General features: G+C 73.4%; 15 protein-coding genes. 10 read left to right on the forward strand and 5 right to left on the reverse strand.

Annotated features, from left to right (window positions below; genetic code table 11):
• Nucleotides 1-101: 101 nt before the first annotated feature.
• On the forward strand, nt 102-1,499 hold the full coding sequence (locus BM385_RS28105; RefSeq protein ID WP_093841810.1) for a M23 family metallopeptidase: 1,398 nt from the start codon (nt 102-104) through the stop codon (nt 1,497-1,499).
• Between the two features lie 79 nt (nt 1,500-1,578).
• Here the strand turns inward: BM385_RS28105 and BM385_RS26925 are convergent, their stop codons facing one another.
• Together BM385_RS26925 and pcrA are read right to left on the reverse strand one after the other, a co-directional pair.
• Nucleotides 1,579-2,334 (reverse strand): hypothetical protein, encoded by a 756-nt coding sequence (locus BM385_RS26925; protein WP_019431563.1) that lies wholly within the window; start codon nt 2,332-2,334, stop codon nt 1,579-1,581.
• A gap of 181 nt (nt 2,335-2,515) precedes the next feature.
• A complete protein-coding gene (gene pcrA / locus BM385_RS00100; RefSeq protein ID WP_093841811.1) occupies nt 2,516-4,954 on the reverse strand; it encodes a DNA helicase PcrA in 2,439 nt (812 codons plus the stop codon).
• 98 nt (nt 4,955-5,052) lie between these two features.
• On the opposite strand from pcrA, the gene BM385_RS00105 reads away from it, so the two are divergent.
• The 3 genes from BM385_RS00105 (at nt 5,053) to BM385_RS00115 (ending at nt 9,142) form a co-directional block, all read left to right on the forward strand.
• Entirely contained in the window at nt 5,053-5,688 is a 636-nt protein-coding gene (locus tag BM385_RS00105; RefSeq protein WP_093841812.1) for a DUF1707 SHOCT-like domain-containing protein, read from the forward strand.
• 203 nt (nt 5,689-5,891) lie between these two features.
• A complete protein-coding gene (locus tag BM385_RS00110) occupies nt 5,892-7,124 on the forward strand; it encodes a C40 family peptidase (protein WP_107407783.1) in 1,233 nt (410 codons plus the stop codon).
• A gap of 119 nt (nt 7,125-7,243) precedes the next feature.
• Complete coding sequence (locus BM385_RS00115; RefSeq protein ID WP_093841813.1) at nt 7,244-9,142, forward strand: penicillin-binding transpeptidase domain-containing protein; 1,899 nt, start codon at nt 7,244-7,246, stop codon at nt 9,140-9,142.
• Nucleotides 9,143-9,173: 31 nt separating this feature from the next.
• Here the strand turns inward: BM385_RS00115 and BM385_RS00120 are convergent, their stop codons facing one another.
• Nucleotides 9,174-10,250 (reverse strand): alkene reductase, encoded by a 1,077-nt coding sequence (locus BM385_RS00120; protein ID WP_019431568.1) that lies wholly within the window; start codon nt 10,248-10,250, stop codon nt 9,174-9,176.
• A 117-nt stretch (nt 10,251-10,367) separates the two neighbouring features.
• On the opposite strand from BM385_RS00120, the gene BM385_RS00125 reads away from it, so the two are divergent.
• Nucleotides 10,368-10,772, forward strand: a complete 405-nt coding sequence (locus tag BM385_RS00125) for a MerR family transcriptional regulator (protein WP_093842210.1) — start codon at nt 10,368-10,370, stop codon at nt 10,770-10,772.
• Here BM385_RS00125 and BM385_RS00130 read toward each other — a convergent pair.
• On the reverse strand, nt 10,684-11,442 hold the full coding sequence (locus BM385_RS00130; protein WP_175542880.1) for a hypothetical protein: 759 nt from the start codon (nt 11,440-11,442) through the stop codon (nt 10,684-10,686). The genes BM385_RS00125 and BM385_RS00130 overlap by 89 nt on opposite strands.
• Nucleotides 11,443-11,477: 35 nt before the next feature.
• On the opposite strand from BM385_RS00130, the gene BM385_RS00135 reads away from it, so the two are divergent.
• Nucleotides 11,478-11,981, forward strand: coding sequence for a GNAT family N-acetyltransferase (locus tag BM385_RS00135; protein WP_026047038.1), 504 nt, complete (start codon nt 11,478-11,480; stop codon nt 11,979-11,981).
• Nucleotides 11,982-12,243: 262 nt separating this feature from the next.
• Here the strand turns inward: BM385_RS00135 and BM385_RS00140 are convergent, their stop codons facing one another.
• Nucleotides 12,244-12,594, reverse strand: coding sequence for a hypothetical protein (locus BM385_RS00140; RefSeq protein ID WP_026047039.1), 351 nt, complete (start codon nt 12,592-12,594; stop codon nt 12,244-12,246).
• 100 nt (nt 12,595-12,694) lie between these two features.
• Here BM385_RS00140 and BM385_RS00145 point away from each other — a divergent pair, with 100 nt between their 5' ends.
• The 4 genes from BM385_RS00145 to BM385_RS00160 all read left to right on the forward strand — a co-directional run bounded on the left by BM385_RS00145 (nt 12,695) and on the right by BM385_RS00160 (nt 16,583).
• The gene (locus BM385_RS00145; RefSeq protein ID WP_093841814.1) at nt 12,695-13,471 is read left to right on the forward strand and encodes a DsbA family protein; all 777 of its coding nucleotides are present in this window, start codon (nt 12,695-12,697) and stop codon (nt 13,469-13,471) included.
• A gap of 147 nt (nt 13,472-13,618) precedes the next feature.
• Nucleotides 13,619-14,734, forward strand: coding sequence for a C40 family peptidase (locus tag BM385_RS00150; RefSeq protein WP_254791402.1), 1,116 nt, complete (start codon nt 13,619-13,621; stop codon nt 14,732-14,734).
• A 59-nt stretch (nt 14,735-14,793) separates the two neighbouring features.
• On the forward strand, nt 14,794-16,035 hold the full coding sequence (locus tag BM385_RS00155) for a hypothetical protein (protein WP_093841815.1): 1,242 nt from the start codon (nt 14,794-14,796) through the stop codon (nt 16,033-16,035).
• Nucleotides 16,036-16,085: 50 nt separating this feature from the next.
• Nucleotides 16,086-16,583, forward strand: a complete 498-nt coding sequence (locus BM385_RS00160; protein WP_019431577.1) for a DoxX family membrane protein — start codon at nt 16,086-16,088, stop codon at nt 16,581-16,583.
• Nucleotides 16,584-16,586: the final 3 nt, after the last annotated feature.

Consider the following 16,586-nt stretch of genomic DNA (forward strand, 5'->3'; position numbering starts at 1 on the left):
AAGATTGTCTCGGCGAGGAAACGACAGGTACAGTCGCGCTGCCGTACGCAGCCGCCGGGTCCCCACCCCAGCTCCTGTAGTCGAGCCGAAAGGCGTAGTCAGTGAGCGATCGTCACCCGTCGGGAGTCTTCTCACCGACAGGCCACACTGACGAGATCGGAAACCCCTCCTACGGGACGCTCTCGTACGACGGTTACCCGGCGTACGACGGGTACCAGGCCCACACCCAGGCGCCTGCCCAGGACGCCGGGTACGACACCTACCAGGCCGGCTGGGACAGCGCCTACGGCTGGGAGCAGCAGCACACCCCCGCCACCGGCACCGGCACCCTGGCCCCCGAGACCGCCGCACCGGCGGACGGGCAGCAGGCGTACGCCGGTTACGACGCGTACGAGACCTACGGCGCCCCCGACCCCGGCACCGCGTACGACGCCTACGACACCCCCGTGCACGGAACTCCCCGCTACGAGCAGGAGTACCAGCCGGAGCACGCCGCCGGTTCCGAGCAGGAGTACCAGCCCGAGCAGGAGTTCCGGCCCGACCAGGCCGCCGGCTCCGAGGAGCAGTTCCCGGCCGGGCAGGCCGCCGAGTCCGCGCCCGGCCTCCAGGACCGGGAGGCGGACGGCGAGAGCGGCCCGGACGAGGCGGGCGAGGCCGGACAGCACGGCCCCGAGGACGCCTGGCAGCCGGAGCCCTGGCAGCCCGCCGAGGGCCCGCAGGGCGCCGCCGTGGACGAGTGCGCGCCCGAACGCCCGGCGGGACGCGGCCGGCGCCGCTGCCCCAAGCCCAAGCGCTCCGCGCTGCTCTCCGTCGCCGCCCCCTCCCTCGCCGTGCTGGGCATGACGGCCGTGGCCACCGCCGCCACCGTCTCCAGCTCGGACAGCGTGGAGGACGAGCCGCCCGTGGCCGCGCCCGACCCCGCCGAGGCCAAGCAGGTGGAGGCGAACAAGGAGTTCGACACCCAGCTGGAGAGCCTGTCGGCCGCCGCCGACGACTACGCCGACCGCGCCAACCGCACCCAGGGCCGGCTGGACCTGGAGGAACGGCTGGAGCAGGAGCGGATCGAAGCCGCGGAGGAGGCCGCCCGGATCGAGGCGGCCCGCCCCAAATTCGCGATCCCGGTCGACCAGCACGGGCTGAGCGCGTACTACGGGCAGGCCGGCATCAACTGGCTGTCGCTGCACACCGGCATCGACTTCCCGGTCAGCTACGGCACCCCGGTGAAGGCCGCCACCGACGGCACCATCCGCACCCAGTGGCACATCAGTTACGGCAACCTGCTGATCCTGACCGCCGCCGACGGCACCGAGACCTGGTACGCGCATCTGAGCAGCACCGCCTACCAGTCCGGGTACGTGCAGGCGGGCACCGTCATCGCGTACTCCGGCAACTCCGGCAACTCCACCGGGCCGCACCTGCACTTCGAGGTGCGCCCGGCGGGCGGCGGCACCATCGACCCGCTGACCTGGCTGCGCAACAAGGGCCTGGAGCCCACCTGATCCACGCCGGCCACGGCGAACGGCCCGCCCTCCCCCTGCGGGGACGGCGGGCCGCGGTGCGTTTCCAGTGCCGGACGGGTCAGTTGTTGCTGCTCTGGCCCACCCGGTAGGCGACACCGAGCGCGGCGAGCGGCGCCACGAAGACGAAGATCCAGTTGATGGCCTCGGCGCCTTCCTTCCACGCGTCGAAGACATCGCCGAAGTCCCCGAAGAAGTAGCCGAAACCGCTCTTGGTCTCCGCGCCCATGGCGGCGAGATCCGCCGAGCTGATGCCCTGCTGGTCCATGAACGCGGACTCGATGCCGGAGATCATGCTCGCGGTGGCGAACAGCTCACCCAGGAACATGGACAGCAGCGCGATCACCGCACCCGCCGCGTACGCACCCCAGTTGCGGGGCGCCAGCTTGCCGATCGGGAGCGCGATGAGCGCACCGACGACCACAGCGGCGTACGTCCACTGCGGGTACTCGGACGACCCGCTGCGGGCGGCCTCCTCGGCGTCGAAGAAGCTGGACACGATGAACCCGTACACGAACAGCAGCACGATGCCGATGCCGAGCGCGGCCGCGATCGCGAGCAGCACCTTGTTCTGGCCGCCGGTCTGCGGCGGCGGGGGCGGCGGGAAGCCGCCCTGCGGCGGGGCCCCGTAGGGCTGCTGCGGGGGCTGGCCGTAGGCGCCCTGGGCCGGGGACGGGCCGGGGGGCTGCTGCGGGTAGCCGTAACCGGGCTGCGGCGGCTGCTGCGGGGGCTGGCCCTGCGGCGGGCCGTACCCACCGCCCGGCGGCTGCTGGCCGTACCCGCCCGGCTGTTGCGGCTGCTGCCACGGCTGGCTCATGACGATTCCCCCTGGGTGGAGAGTGTGAAACCGTACTCCGCGGTCGATGAGGAACTGGAGTACGACAACGAGGATGAGAACAATGCCGGGCCATCTCATCCCGTCCCGGGGGACTTCACAAGGTTTTTATCCCGTCTGTGACAGGACAGCGACACATCCGCCGCACGGTGTCAGCTCAGCGTCAAAGCTTCTCCACCGGGGCGTAACGGAGCAGCAGCCGCTTGGGCTTCTCGCCGCCGAAGTCGATGGTCGCCTCCGCCCGGTCGCCGCTGCCCTGCACCGAGACGACCCGGCCCAGGCCGAACGAGTCGTGGCTGACCCGGTCCCCGGCCGCCAGCTCGACCACCTGCCGCGCCGTACCGCCCCTGGCGGGCGCCCGGCCGGTGGCGAAGCCGCCGGTCACCCCCGTGGAGGTGCCGCGCCGCACGGAACTGAGCGGGGGCGGGGGCGCCGCCGCCAGCGGGCCGGTGCGGCGCCAGTCCAGGTGCTGCTCGGGGATCTCCTCCAGGAAGCGGGAGGGCGGGTTGTGCTGCGGCTGGCCCCAGGCGCTGCGCAGCGCGGCCCGGGTCACGTACAGCCGCTCGCGCGCCCGGGTGATGCCCACGTACGCCAGCCGGCGCTCCTCCTCCAGTTCCTTGGTCTTGCCGAGGGAGCGCAGATGCGGGAAGACGCCGTCCTCCATGCCGCTGAGGAACACCACCGGGAACTCCAGGCCCTTGGCGGTGTGCAGGGTCATGAGCGTGATGACGCCCTTGTCCTCGCCCTCCGTCTCGTCCGGGATCTCGTCGGAGTCGGCGACCAGCGCCACCCGTTCCAGGAACTCGGCCAGCGTGCCGGGGGTCTCGTCCTCGCGCTGCTGCTCGAACTCCAGGGCGACGGAGGCCAGCTCCTGGAGGTTCTCCACCCGGGTCTCGTCCTGCGGGTCGGTGGAGGACTGCAACTCCGCCAGATAGCCCGTCTGTTCGAGGACGGCTTCCAGGACGGTGGCCGGTCCCGCGCCGGATTCGGCGATCGTGCGCAGTTCCTCCAGCAGCACATTGAAGCGCTTGACGGCGTTCATGGAACGGGCCGCCATGCCGTACGCCTCGTCCACCCGCGCGAGCGCCTGCGCGAAGGAGATCTTCTCGCGCTGGGCGAGCGCCTCCAGCATCGCCTCGGCGCGGTCGCCGATGCCGCGCTTGGGGACGTTGAGGATGCGGCGCAGCGGAACGGTGTCCTCCGGGTTGGCCAGCACCCGCAGATAGGCGAGGACGTCGCGGACCTCACGGCGCTCGTAGAAGCGGACGCCGCCGACGACCTTGTACGGCAGCCCGACCCGGATGAAGACCTCTTCGAAGACCCGGGACTGGGCGTTGGTGCGGTAGAAGACGGCGACGTCGCCCGGCTTGGCGTCGCCGGCGTCGGTGAGCCGGTCGATCTCGTCGGCGACGAACTGGGCCTCGTCGTGCTCGGTGTCCGCGACGTAGCCGGTGATCCGGGCTCCGGAGCCGGCCCGGGTCCACAGGTTCTTCGGGCGGCGGCTCTCGTTGCGCTCGATGACGGCGTTGGCGGCGGAGAGGATGGTCTGGGTGGAGCGGTAGTTCTGCTCCAGCAGCAGGGTGGTGGCCTGCGGGTAGTCCTCCTCGAACTGGAGGATGTTGCGGATGGTGGCGCCCCGGAAGGCGTAGATGGACTGGTCGGCGTCGCCCACCACGCACAGCTCGCCGGGGTCCTCGGTGCCGACGAGCTCGCGGATGAGGGTGTACTGGGCGATGTTGGTGTCCTGGTACTCGTCCACCAGGATGTGCCGGAACCGCCGCCGGTAGTGCTCGGCGATGTCGGGGAACGCCTGGAGCAGATGGACGGTGGTCATGATGATGTCGTCGAAGTCCAGCGCGTTGGCCTCGCGCAGCCGGGACTGGTAGAGCGCGTACGCCTCGGCCAGCGTCTTCTCGAAACCATCGCTCGCCTGTCCGGCGAAGGTCTCCTCGTCGATCAGCTCGTTCTTGAGGTTGGAGACCTTGGCGCTGAACGACTTCGGCGGGAACCGCTTGGGGTCCAGGTCCAGGTCGCGGCAGACCAGCGCCATCAGCCGCTTGGAGTCGGCGGCGTCGTAGATGGAGAAGCTGGAGGTGAACCCGAGATGCTTGCTCTCCCGGCGCAGGATGCGCACGCAGGCGCTGTGGAAGGTCATCACCCACATCGCGGCGGCGCGCGGGCCGACGAGATCGGCGACCCGTTCCTTCATCTCGCCCGCCGCCTTGTTGGTGAAGGTGATGGCGAGGATCTGGCCGGGGTGGGCGCCGCGCGCGGCCAGCAGATAGGCGATGCGGTGGGTGAGGACCCGGGTCTTGCCGGAGCCGGCGCCGGCCACGATGAGCAGCGGCGTACCACTGTGCGTGACGGCGGCGCGCTGCTGCTCGTTCAGCCCGTCGAGCAGTTGGGCCGGGTCGGTGACCGGCTTGAGGGCGCCGTTGCGGTAGTACACGTCGCGCTGGGACACCTCGGACGACATGGCGAACAGCTCATGGGGGACCTCCTCCTCCCCGTGGCCCGCGTCGTCCTCGGGGGGAGGCGGAGGCGCCTCCGCACCCGGGGGTACGAGGTCCGCCAGAACACTGTCGTCAAAGAGGCCGCTCATCGTCTCCCGAGTCTAGGACGTGCCCGCCGGTGGGCGGTCCCGGATTCCGACCGGGCGGACCGGCCGCGCACCGGATCGCCACTCCTACAATCAGGTTCATGACCGACCGCCGATCGCAGGACGAACTGCGTGCCTCGCACGCCGACCGGGACATCGTGGTGGAACGGCTCCGGGAGGCCGCCGGGGAGGGCCGGCTCGATCTCGACGAGCTGGAGGAGCGGCTGGAGCGGGCGCTCAGCGCCCGGACGTACGGCGAGCTGGCCGCCCTGACCGCCGACCTGCCGGGCCCCGGCGCGCCCACGCCCGCGGCGACCCCCGCTCCGCTCGCGCCCCGGCCGGCGGCGCGCCCCGTCCCCGCCGAACTCACCATCAAGGGCGGGGTGGGCGGCGCGGAGCGGACCGGCCACTGGCGGGCACCGGCCAGGATCATCGCCCGGGGCGGCATGGGCGGCGTCAAGCTCGATTTCACGCTGGCCGAACTGAGCGCCCTGGAGACCGAGGTGGAGATCCAGGGCGGGATGGGCGGGGTGACCCTGGTGGTTCCGGCGGGCTGGGCGATCGACGCCCAGGACTTCGAAGGGGACCTCGGCGGGTTCAAGAACAAGACCCAGCACGTGGTGCCCGACGAGCGCACACCCGGGCTGCGGCTGACCGGCAACGGCGGCATCGGGGGCGCCGTCGTCCGCCATCCGAACCTCTGGGAACGGCGCCGGCTGAAGGAAAACCCCTCCTAGGTCACAAATTGATTTCGGTCATATCGCACATCAGTCTTCACAAGAGCCCCTCGTGATGGCTACCGTGCGAGCGCAGGTGGCTCGCTCCCCTGTCCGCCGTCCCCGGCGGCACGAGCCGCCGACCGCTGACTCGGGGTGCGCCGTGGGGGCCACCTTCCCCCGGTAGGCGGCGAGGAAGAGGACACAGAAGGAGACCTCCGGCCTTGGGTACTCACCGCAAGCCGCGCACCGGAATCCTGGAATTCCCCGCCGGACGCAGGGGCGCCCTGGGCATGGGCGCCGCCGCCCTCGCCTCGGCCACCTGGCTGTCGTCCCAGCCCGCGTTCGCCGACGACATCGACGACCAGCGCCAGCGCGCCGAGGAGGCGACCGCCCGCGCCGCCGAGGTCAAGGACCGGGTGGACACCCTGTACCGGGAGGCGGGCACCGCCACCCAGCACTACAACGCGGCGCAGGAGAACGTCACCGAGCAGCAGGCGCTGGTCGAGACGCTGCTCGACGAGGCGGAGCGGGCCACCGACCGGGTCAACGAGGCCCGCCGCACGCTCGGCAGCTTCGCCGCCGCCCAGTACCGTTCGGGCGCCGGCTCCGCCATGCCGTCCACCGTCACCTTCATGCTGGCGGACGACCCGCAGAGCTACTTCGACCAGCGCTACGCGCTCGCCCGGCTCGGCGACCAGCAGCAGCAGGCGCTCAGCGACTACACCGACCGGCAGGCGGAGGCCACCGAGCAGCGCGAGGAGGCCACCGAGGCGCTGGACGAGCTGGTGGTGCGGGAGGACGAACTCCAGGCGCAGAAGGAAGAGGTGCAGGGCAAGCTCGCCGAGGCCCGGCAGTTGCTGGAGCAGCTGACCGAGGAGGAGCAGGACGAGCTGGCCGAGCTGGAGCGCCTGGAACGCGAGGAGGCCGAGCGGGTCGCCGAGCAGGAGCGGCTGGAGCGCGAGGCGGCGGAGCGGGCGGCGGCCGAGGAGGCCGCCCGCGCGCAGGAGGAGGCGGACGCGGCGGCCGGGCAGGGCTCGGGCGGTTCCGGGTCGGGCTCCGGCTCCGGGTCGGGCTCGGGAGGCTCGGACACGGGCGGCACGTACGCGACGAAGGCGCAGGCGGCGATCGCGTTCGCCGAGGCGCAGATCGGCAAGCCGTACGTGTGGGGCGCCACCGGCCCCAACTCGTACGACTGCTCGGGCCTGACCCAGGCGGCCTGGCGCGAGGCCGGGGTGCAGATCCCCCGGGTCACCTGGGACCAGGTGAACATCGGCACCAAGGTCGCCAAGTCCGACCTCCAGCCCGGCGACCTGGTCTTCTTCTACAGCGACATCAGCCACGTCGGCCTGTACATCGGCGGCGGCCAGATGATCCACGCCCCGAAGCCGGGCGATGTGGTGAAGGTCGAGTCGATCGACTACATGCCCTGGCACAGCGCGGTCCGCCCGGCCTGACCCGGGCGGGCCTGACACCGGCCGCCGCCGGGCGGTCGCGGGCCGGCCATGCCGGAATGGCATCGTGCCGCGCGTTCGCGTCTTGGACGGCGGGCGCGGGGGTGCGGAGGCTGAGCGGCATGACACACCGCACACACTCACGGGGCGGGCGGCGTCCGCTCCTTCTCTCCGTATCCCTGCTCGTGGTGCTCCTCGCGGCGACCGGCGTGATGCTGGGCCTGCGCGGGGACGGCACGGACCCGGACGAGGCGGCGCGGGCCGGGGCGCAGCGGTTCCTGGACGCCTGGGCGGCCGGCGAACCGGAGCGGGCCGCCGCGTACACCGACGATCCGGAGGCCGCGCGGTCGCTGCTGGAGTCGGTCGCGACCCACCTGCGGGCGGAGGACGTGGAGTTCGCCCCGGCGGGACCGGTCACCGCGGCGGACGGGGAGGACGGGGCGGACGCGCGGACCGTACCGTTCACCGCCACTTTCACCCTGCCCGGCCTCGGCGACTGGTCGTACGCCTCCGAGGCCGTCCTGCGGCCCGGCGGCGCGGACGGCGGCTGGCAGGTGGCGTGGCGGCCGGCGCTCGTCCATCCGGAGCTGGGCGAGGAGCAGACGCTGGTGCTGAACCAGGGGCGGGGCGAGCGGGCGCCGGTCCTGGCGGCGGACGGCAGCGAGCTGGCGGGCCCGGGCACCGTGTGGGAGGTGAGCATCTGGCCGGGGCGGCTGACCGACCGGGACGCCGCCTGGGCCGCGCTGGACGCCCTCGACGCCGGTATCGACACCGACGCGCTGGCCGGCCGGGTGGCGGCGGCCGGCGAGGACGAGGCGGTACCGGTGGTGACGCTGCGCGAGGCGGCGTTCGAGGAGCACGCGGAGCGGCTGCGCGCCGTCCCCGGGCTCCAGTTCGCCGAGGGGACCCGGCAGCTGACGCACGCGGCGCGCGCCGTGGTCGGCGCGGTCGATCCGGGCAGCGGCGCCGGTGTCTCGGGCCTGGAGGAGCGGTACGACGAGCGGCTGGCGGGCACCGCCTCGGCCGCCGTGGTGATCGCCGACCGGGCCTCGGGCGCGGCCGTGGAGACGCTGCACGCCTGGGAGGGCGGCGAGCCGGGTGAGCCGGTGGTGACGACGCTCGACCCGGCGGCGCAGCGGGCGGCCGAGGAGGCGCTGGCGGACGCGGGCCGGGAGGGGGCGATCGTGGCGCTCCGCCCGTCGACGGGCGAGGTGCTGGCCGCCGCCGACTGGCCGGCGGACGGCTTCAGCCGGTCGCTGTCGGGACAGCTGGCGCCCGGCTCGACGTTCAAGGTGGTGACGGCGGCGGCGCTGCTGGAGGGCGGGATGACACCGCAGGACGTGGTGGGCTGCCCGCGGTACGTCACGGTGAACGGCTTCACCTACGAGAACCAGGACGAGTTCGAACTGGCCCCGGACACCACGCTGCGCGAGGCGTTCGCGGCCTCCTGCAACACCGCGCTGATCGAGCACCGGGACCGGTTCGCGGACGACACCCTGCACACCACCGCCCAGGCGTTCGGGATCGGCGCGGAGTGGCGGGTGGGCGCGTCCACCTTCGACGGCGGCGTGCCGGTGGCCGGGGACGAGAACGAGCTGGCCGCCTCGCTGATCGGCCAGGGCCGGGTGCAGGCCAGCCCGCTGGTGATGGCGTCGGTGGCGGCCACGGTCGCCGACGGCACGTTCCGGCAGCCGGTGCTGGTGCCGGACGCCGCCGGCGCCCCGCACGAGGCGCCGACGACGCTGGCCCCGGCCACCGTGGAGGCGCTGCGGTCGATGATGCGGGCCACCGTCACCGAGGGGTCGGCGTCCGCCCTGGCCGGCGTCCCGGGCCTGCCGCACGGCAAGACCGGGACGGCCGAGTTCGAGACGGCGGACGGCGAACTGTCCACCAACGCCTGGATCATCGGCTACCTCGGCGAGCGGGACGTGGCCTTCGCGGTCGTCCTGGAGGACGGCGGCTCCGGCGGCCGGGACGCGGGGCCGGTGGCCGCCGCCTTCCTCACCGCGCTGGAGCCGTGAGCCGCCGGTCCGCCTGGCCGCCGGTCCCCGATCACGCGTACTGGGCGCTGGGATAGCTGATGAACGCGGTGTCGTCCTGGTAGAAGGTCATGTGGTCGGGCGTGGGGTGCAGCGGGGCGCCGGTGCGGAACCGTTCCACCAGGTCGGGGTTGGCCAGGTACTTGCGGCCGTAGCTGACCAGGTCGGCGCCCCGGGCCAGCCACTCCTCGCCGCCCTCGCGGGTGGCCTCCTGCGGGCCGATCTGGCCGGAGGGGTTGACCATGAAGGTGCCGGGCCACGCCTTGCGCAGGGCGAGGAGCGTGTCCTCGTCGGTGGTGACGAGGGTGTGGAGGTAGGCGAGCCCGAGCGGGGCGAGGGCGTCGGCGAGCGCCCCGTACAGCTGCGGGATGTCCTCCTCCGCGGTGTCCCAGGCGGTGCCGCCGGGCGAGATCCGCAGGCCGACCCGGTCGGCGCCGATGGCGTCGGCCGCCGCCTCCACCGCTTCGACGGCGAACCGGATGCGGCCGGTGACGCCGCCGCCGTAGGCGTCGGTGCGCCGGTTGGCGCGCGAGGAGAGGAACTGCTGGATGAGGTAGCCGTTGGCGCCGTGGAGTTCGACGCCGTCGAAGCCGGCCTCCACGGCCCGGCGGGCGGCGGCCCCGAAGAGCCGCGCCTCCTCGGCGGCCTCCGCCGTGGAGAGGGCGTACGGTACGGGCGCGGGCTGGAAGCCCAGCTCGGTGCCCGCGTACACCTGGCCGTCCAGGGCCACGGCGGAGGGCCCGACCGGCCGGTGGCCCTGGACCGCCTCGTGGCCGACCCGGCCGCCGTGCATGAGCTGGGCGAAGATCCGGCCGCCGTTGGCGTGCACGGCGGCGGTGACCGGCCGCCAGGCCGCGACCTGTTCGTCGGTGTAGAGGCCGGGGGCCTTGACATTGGACTGGCCCCGGGCGCTGGGGGCGACGCCCTCGCTGACGATGAGCCCGGCGGTGGCGCGCTGGGCGTAGTAGGTCGCGATGGCGGGGGTGACGAGCCCGTCCGCGGTGGCGCGGGCCCGGGTCATCGGAGCCATCACGACGCGGTTGGGCAGCCGGAGGCCGCCGAGCTGGTAGCTGTCGAACATGCTGGTCACAAGCTTGTCCCTGGCGTAGAGGAGGGGTGTTGCTGACTGCTCCGTTACGCTAGAACCTGACGCTGACGTCAGAGGCAAGTTGTGTGACGGGCTTCATACGGAAGGACGGTGGAGGCGGTGCGGATCGGCGAACTGGCCCGGCGGACCGGGGTGAGCGTGCGGGCGCTGCGCTACTACGAGGAGCAGCGCTTGCTGACCTCCGAGCGCAGTTCCGGCGGACAGCGGCACTACCCGGAGAGCGCGGAGGACCGGGTGCTGCTGATCCAGCAGCTGTACGCGGCCGGGCTGTCGAGCCGGGTGATCCTGGACCTGCTGCCGTGCGTGGTCTCGGGCAAGGCGGATCCGGGCGTGCTGGACCGGCTGGCGGCCGAGCGCCGGCGCATCGACGAGCAGATCACCTCCCTGATCCGCACCCGGGAGCGGATGGACCAGGTCATCGGCTACGCCACGACCTCCGCCACCACGGGCCACGCCTGCCCCCGCCCGGGGCGGTCCCAGGATCCGGTTCCGGCACGGGGTTGACCCGGTCGGCGTCGACGGCCAGCGAGTCGTCGGGGCCGACGGCCGCCACCTCCAGGCCGGGGGTGCGCAGCAGTTCGCCCACCAGCGCGGTGCTGCCGCCCACCAGGGTGGAGTCGAAGTCGATCTCGGAGGCCAGGCACCAGGCTCGGTCGGCGGGCCAGCAGAGGTTGGGCGACCGGTCGGCGAACCAGGGCGGCCACGCACCGTCCAGCGCGCCGCTGAACAGCAGGTACTCGCGGCCGGGCAGTTCGACGTGCGGCAGGGCGGCGGCCCCGGGCGGCAGGTCCACCGCGCCGTAGCCCTCCCACAGCCCGAACCAGCACGCGTCCGCGGTGCCGGTGTGCCGGGCCAGTACGGTGCGCAGCCGGACGAAGTCGGCCGGGTCCAGCCGTCCCAGCTCCGGGGGGTACCCGTCCCACAGCGGCTCGTGGCGGGAGAACGGCTCCGGCAGCCCCATCAGGGCGTGCCACTGCATCAGCGGATGCGCCGTCCGGCCGGTGGCGGCGGCCACCTCGGCCCAGGTGTGGTCATCGGCGGGGTGGAAGATCCGGGCATAGGCGGCGAACCCGCCGGGCACCGTACGCCGGACCGCGCCGAACGCGCCGCCCAGCCGAGGGCCGATCCAGTCGGCGGCGGTGATCTCCGCGCTGGGGCGCAACTCTTCGCTCATCCGGCAAGCCTGGCACGATGGGAACCATGGCGACGATGCTGCACGGTGCGCGGGTGGTGCTGAGGCCGACGGCGGACGCGGACGTGTCCGCGCTGGCGGCCATCCGCCGGACTCCGGAGGTGTACGCGCGCTGGCGCGGCGGGGACGATCTGCGGGCCGCCGTACGGGACGACCTGGCGGAGCCGGGTACGACCACCCTGGTCATCGAGTACGAGGGAAAGGTGGCCGGGGCCATCCAGTGGCACGCCGAGGAGGAGCCGGACTACCGGCACGCCGGGATGGACATCTACCTGGATCCGGCGCTGCACGGGCGCGGTCTTGGCTCGGACGCGGTGCGCACGCTGGCCCGGCATCTGATCACGGAGCTGGGCCATCACCGGCTGGTGATCGACCCGGCGGCGGACAACGCGGCGGCCATCGCCTGTTACCGCAAGGTCGGATTCCGGCCGGTGGGCATCATGCGGCGCTACGAGCGGGGGCCGGACGGCGAGTGGCACGACGGGCTGCTGATGGATCTGCTCGCGGACGAACTCAGCTAGCGGGGCTGCCGCCCTCTTCCTCCTCGCCCCACTGGCGGTACTGCTTGTAGGCGGGGCGCTGCATGAGGATGCGCTGCATCACGTGGACGGCGTCGACGACATCGGGGTGTCGGAGGGGTGGAGCTGCGGCAGCGCGAAGAACGCGGCTCCGGCGCGGGCCACCTCAACAATCCCAGAGCGGGTCTCCCGTCACAAGAGGCGTGCCGTCACCCCAGCCGTACCTTCCGGATCTCCTCCGTCGGCCACCCCGGCACGGGGTTTCTCACCAGAGGGTGGCGATGAAGATGTTCGCCGTCGTCAGCGCGCCGATCGTGGCGAAGACCGGGGTGGAGACCTTCTCCTCGTCCCGGTTGAGGTAGGCCAGCACGCTCAGCACCAGCAGCAGGACCAGCTTCACCGCGATCTTGGTGTTGTTGACCTCGTTGTCGTCGGCCTGGTTCAGGCCGACCAGCACCAGACCGGTCACCAGCATGGTCGCGGCGCCGTGCACCATGCCCGGGACGATGCGCGCCTCGCCGGCGCCCATCGCCTTCATCTGGGTGAGGAAACCACCGAGCAGCGCCGCGATGCCGATGATGTGCAGGGCGACGAAAATGTGGATGAGTACGTCCATGCCGCGCAGCGTACGCACCCCCTTTTTCCCGGAAAGCAGCCCCCCGCATTACGCTCGCCGGTGAGCGTGTGCGCACACCCCCGGCCCAGAAAGTCCTCCGATGCCCCCCTCCCGGCCGACCCGGCCCGCCCGGCGCCCCGACCCGCGCCCGTACGCCGTGCGGAAGCGTCCGCTGACCTTCGTGGTCCTGGCGGCCGTGCTCGTCCTGGTGCTGGTCTTCGGCGCCATGGCGGCCCTCTTCAGCAGCGGCAACAGCACCGCGGACAACCAGCGGAACCCCACCCCCGGCGACGGCACCCTCCAGCCGCTGCCCGAGGGCCACCCGGCCCTGGCACTGGCCCGCCGCGACGCGGACGACCCGCTCGCGCTCGGCGCCGCCGACGCACCGGTGGTCATGATCGAGTACAGCGACTTCCAGTCGGCCTTCAGCGGCACCCACGCCCGCGGCGTCCACCACGAGCTGATCGAGGAGTACGTGGAGCGCGGCGCGCTGCGCATCGAGTTCCGCAACTTCCCGGTCTACGGCCCCGAATCGGACGCCGCCTCCCGCGCCGCGTGGGCGGCCGGGCAGCAGGGGCGGTTCTGGGAGTTCTACGACGCCGCGTTCGCCGAGGAGTTCCACCGGGACACCGGCCGGTTCTCCGAGGACGGGCTGCGCGAGCTGGCCGAGGCGGCCGGGGTCCCCGACGTCGAGCGGCTGCTGGCCGACATGGAGTCCCCCGAGGCCGACGAGGCGGTGGCCACCGACGCCGAGGAGGGCGTCGAACTGGGGGCGACCACCACCCCGGCCTTCCTCCTGAACGGGCACCCGATCGTGGGCGCGCAGTCGATGGACACCTTCCGCGAGACCATCGACCAGCTGCTCGACGCGGCGTGAGGACCATCACACGCGTCACCAACAGCGAACCGACCCGGGCAGATCACCCGGAGTGAAACGGTCACCCTCGATCAGCGATCGAGCGATTGCCGCCAATCCCGTTCCGGCCACTCCCGGGGAGCCCGGCCCGGCCTAGCGTCCTCAGCCATGGCCCAGCATCGCAAGCCCGGCTCCCCGAGCTACCCGTGGCGCAGACCGTTCGCCGCCCCCGGCGCCGCGCACCGCAAGCCCCGCTCCGGCGGGGCGGTGCGCACCACCGCCACCCTCACCCTGGCCGGCGCCGCCTCGGCCGCGGTGGCCGGCGGCGGTACGGCCCTGGCCGACCCGCAGCCCGGGCCCGACCAGGTGCGCAGCGAGATCGACACCCTGCACCACGAGGCCGAGCAGGCCACCGAGCGCTACCACGCTGCCAACGAGGCCGTCGCCCGGGCCGAGCGCGAGCTGGAGCGGGTCAGCCTCGCCGCCGACAGCAGCACCGACCGGCTGAACGAGTACCGCCGGGCCCTCGGCTCGCACGCCGCCGCCCAGTACCGCGCCGCCGGGATGCCCCCCGAGGTCCAGCTGGCGCTCTCCTCCGACCCGGACACCTACCTCGCCCGCGCCGCCGCCATGGACCGCAGCGGCGACCGGCAGGCCGACGCGCTGACCGGCGCCCAGCGGCAGCTGCGCGACCTCGAACAGCTGCGCGCCGAGGCCGCCGAGCTGACCGAGGAACTGACCGGGGCCCGCGACCGGGCCGACGCCGAACGCGACACCGTGGAGACCAAGCTCGCCGAGGCCGAGGCCCTGCTGGAGACCCTCACCGAACGCGAACGGCAGCGGCTGCTCAGCCAGGACGCCCACGCCACCGGCCCTGGCCCCGGCACCGCCGCATCGGCCGCCGCCCCGCTCGCCGCACCCGCCCCCGCCGCCGGGCCGCGCGCCCAGGCCGCCACCACCTTCGCCCTCGGCCAAGTCGGCAAGCCCTACGGCTGGGGCGCCACCGGACCGGACGCGTACGACTGCTCCGGCCTCACTCAGGCCGCCTGGTCCGCCGCCGGGGTCGCCCTCCCGCGCACCAGCCAGAGCCAGTCCGGGGCGGGCACCCGGGTCAGCCGCGACCAACTCGCCCCCGGTGACCTGGTGTTCTATTACCCCGGTCTGACGCATGTCGCCCTCTACATCGGCAACGGCCAGGTCGTGCACGCCTCACGCCCCGGAACCCCGGTACGGACCGCCCCCGTCGACTCCATGCCGTTCGCCGCCGCCACCCGGCCCGCGTGACGTGAACCGCCCCGGATAGGGCAGAATTTCCCCTCCACCATCAGGGGAGGGAACCCATCGTGTCCGTGCAGCCGGCCCCACCAGGCGACTGCCCGCTCGGCGCCCGCGCCGCCCACCGGAGCGCCGTGCGCGCGTTCCGCGCCGAGCGCGACCGCCTGGCCGCCGGCCACGGCATACCGGAAGCCCTCGCCTACTCCCCCGAGGCCACCCGGCAGTGGATCTCGGACGAACTCACCGCCGCCGCCCACACGGTCGCCGACCGCGCCCGCGCCGCCGGCCCCGCCTGGCTGGCGCTGCGCGCCCAGCGCACCACCGTCCTGCTCTGGTCCGCGGTCCTCGCCCTGCTGCTGGGCCAGGCCCTCACCGCGATCGGCGCCGGCTGGACCCTGCCGCGCACCGCCGCGCTGCTCGCCGCCACCGTCCTGGCCGCCCTGCTCACCTGCGTGGCCTGGCTGCACCGGCGCAAGGGCGGCGCCCTCGCCCCGCTGATCGGCGCCGACAACCGCGTCTCCACCTCCCGTACGGTCGCCGCCGGCTGGCTGCTGCTCGCCGCCTACGCCGTCCTCACCCTCGCCCTCACCCTGGCCGGCACCGGCGACGGCGAGGACCGCGCCGCGCTGCGCGCCGGGCTCGGCCTGCCGGACGGCGCCGGGCTGCTCACCGTCACCGCCCTCACCTGCGCCGTCGCCCTGTGGACCGGGCAGGCCGTGGCCCACCGGGTACGGCACTTCCGCACCCAGAAGATCCGCGCCCACCGCCCGCGCGCCCTCGACCCGCTCACCGACGACTCCGGCACCATCAGCTTCACCGCCGCCCAGTACGTCCTGGTCAACACCGCCGCCGTGGTCTTCGCCGCCGTCCAGCTCGCCCGCGACCCCTACCAACTGCCCAGCCCGCCCTGGGCACTCGTCGTCCTGGTCGCCGTCTCCGGCCTCGGCTACGCCGCCGCCAAACTCACCGAGGGCGGACGCCCCGTCATCCAGTCGGTGGTCCGGGTGCGCGAGCCCGGCGGCCCGCACTCCGCGATCCGCTACGGCGACGAACTGGAGATCCGCGGCTCGGGGTTCGTGCCGCCGGGCGCCGAGACGGCCGACCAGCTGGCCAGGACCCTGGTGCGCATCGGCGACATCCTGGTCCCGGTCCCGCTGGTCCCGGTAGCCGGCGGCGGCTTCACCAACCCCAGCGACACCGTGCTGCGGCTGCCCGTCCCGGCCGAACTCGACCCGGGCCCCGCCGACATCCAGGTCATCACGGCAGCCGGTACGGAGTCTGGCCGCTACCCGATCACGGTGGCAGACTGAGGCACCGACCGACGCGCCGTACCCGCCGCACCACCCGGAGGGAGCCCGCGATGACCGTGCCGCACGACCCGCGCGAGAGCGCCACCGCCCGCTACGCACTGCTGCCGCTGCGCCTCTTCCTCGGCCTGACCTTCCTGTACGCGGGCCTCGACAAGTACCTGGACAGCGGCCCGTTCTCCGCGTTCTCCCGCGAACACACCATCACCCTGCTGGAGTTCTCCCACGACGGCAGCCCCGTCCCGTGGCTCGTGGACCTCGCGCTCGACCACCCCACGCTGGTGGGACACGGCACGGCCGTCGCCGAGATCCTGGTCGGCCTCGCCGTACTGGCGGGCCTGGCCACCCGCGCCGCCGCCGCCCTCGGCGCGCTGCTCACCCTGCTGATGTGGCTGACCGTCTCCTGGAGCACGTCCCCGTACTACTTCGGCGCCGATCTCCCCTACCTCTTCGGCTTCGTCACCCTGCTGCTCACCGGCAGCGGCCCGTACGCCCTGGACGACCTGCGCGAACGCGGCCGGCGGCGGCGCGGCAGCCTGATGTTCGGCTAGCCA

The sequence above is a fragment of the Streptomyces harbinensis genome (assembly GCF_900116145.1).
In the GTDB taxonomy this organism is placed as follows: Bacteria; Actinomycetota; Actinomycetes; order Streptomycetales; family Streptomycetaceae; genus Streptomyces; species Streptomyces carpaticus.

Bases quoted from the DNA above. Each gene is read 5' to 3' on its own strand.
- BM385_RS00160 (WP_019431577.1), top strand. From the start codon at position 16,086: ATGACCGTGCCGCACGACCCGCGCGAGAGCGCCACCGCCCGCTACGCA.
- BM385_RS00130 (WP_175542880.1), bottom strand. From the start codon at position 11,442: ATGAGCGAAGAGTTGCGCCCCAGCGCGGAGATCACCGCCGCCGACTGG.
- BM385_RS00140 (WP_026047039.1), bottom strand. From the start codon at position 12,594: ATGGACGTACTCATCCACATTTTCGTCGCCCTGCACATCATCGGCATC.
- pcrA (WP_093841811.1), bottom strand. From the start codon at position 4,954: ATGAGCGGCCTCTTTGACGACAGTGTTCTGGCGGACCTCGTACCCCCG.
- BM385_RS00150 (WP_254791402.1), top strand. From the start codon at position 13,619: ATGGCCCAGCATCGCAAGCCCGGCTCCCCGAGCTACCCGTGGCGCAGA.
- BM385_RS00145 (WP_093841814.1), top strand. From the start codon at position 12,695: ATGCCCCCCTCCCGGCCGACCCGGCCCGCCCGGCGCCCCGACCCGCGC.
- BM385_RS26925 (WP_019431563.1), bottom strand. From the start codon at position 2,334: ATGAGCCAGCCGTGGCAGCAGCCGCAACAGCCGGGCGGGTACGGCCAG.
- BM385_RS00115 (WP_093841813.1), top strand. From the start codon at position 7,244: ATGACACACCGCACACACTCACGGGGCGGGCGGCGTCCGCTCCTTCTC.
- BM385_RS00135 (WP_026047038.1), top strand. From the start codon at position 11,478: ATGCTGCACGGTGCGCGGGTGGTGCTGAGGCCGACGGCGGACGCGGAC.
- BM385_RS00105 (WP_093841812.1), top strand. From the start codon at position 5,053: ATGACCGACCGCCGATCGCAGGACGAACTGCGTGCCTCGCACGCCGAC.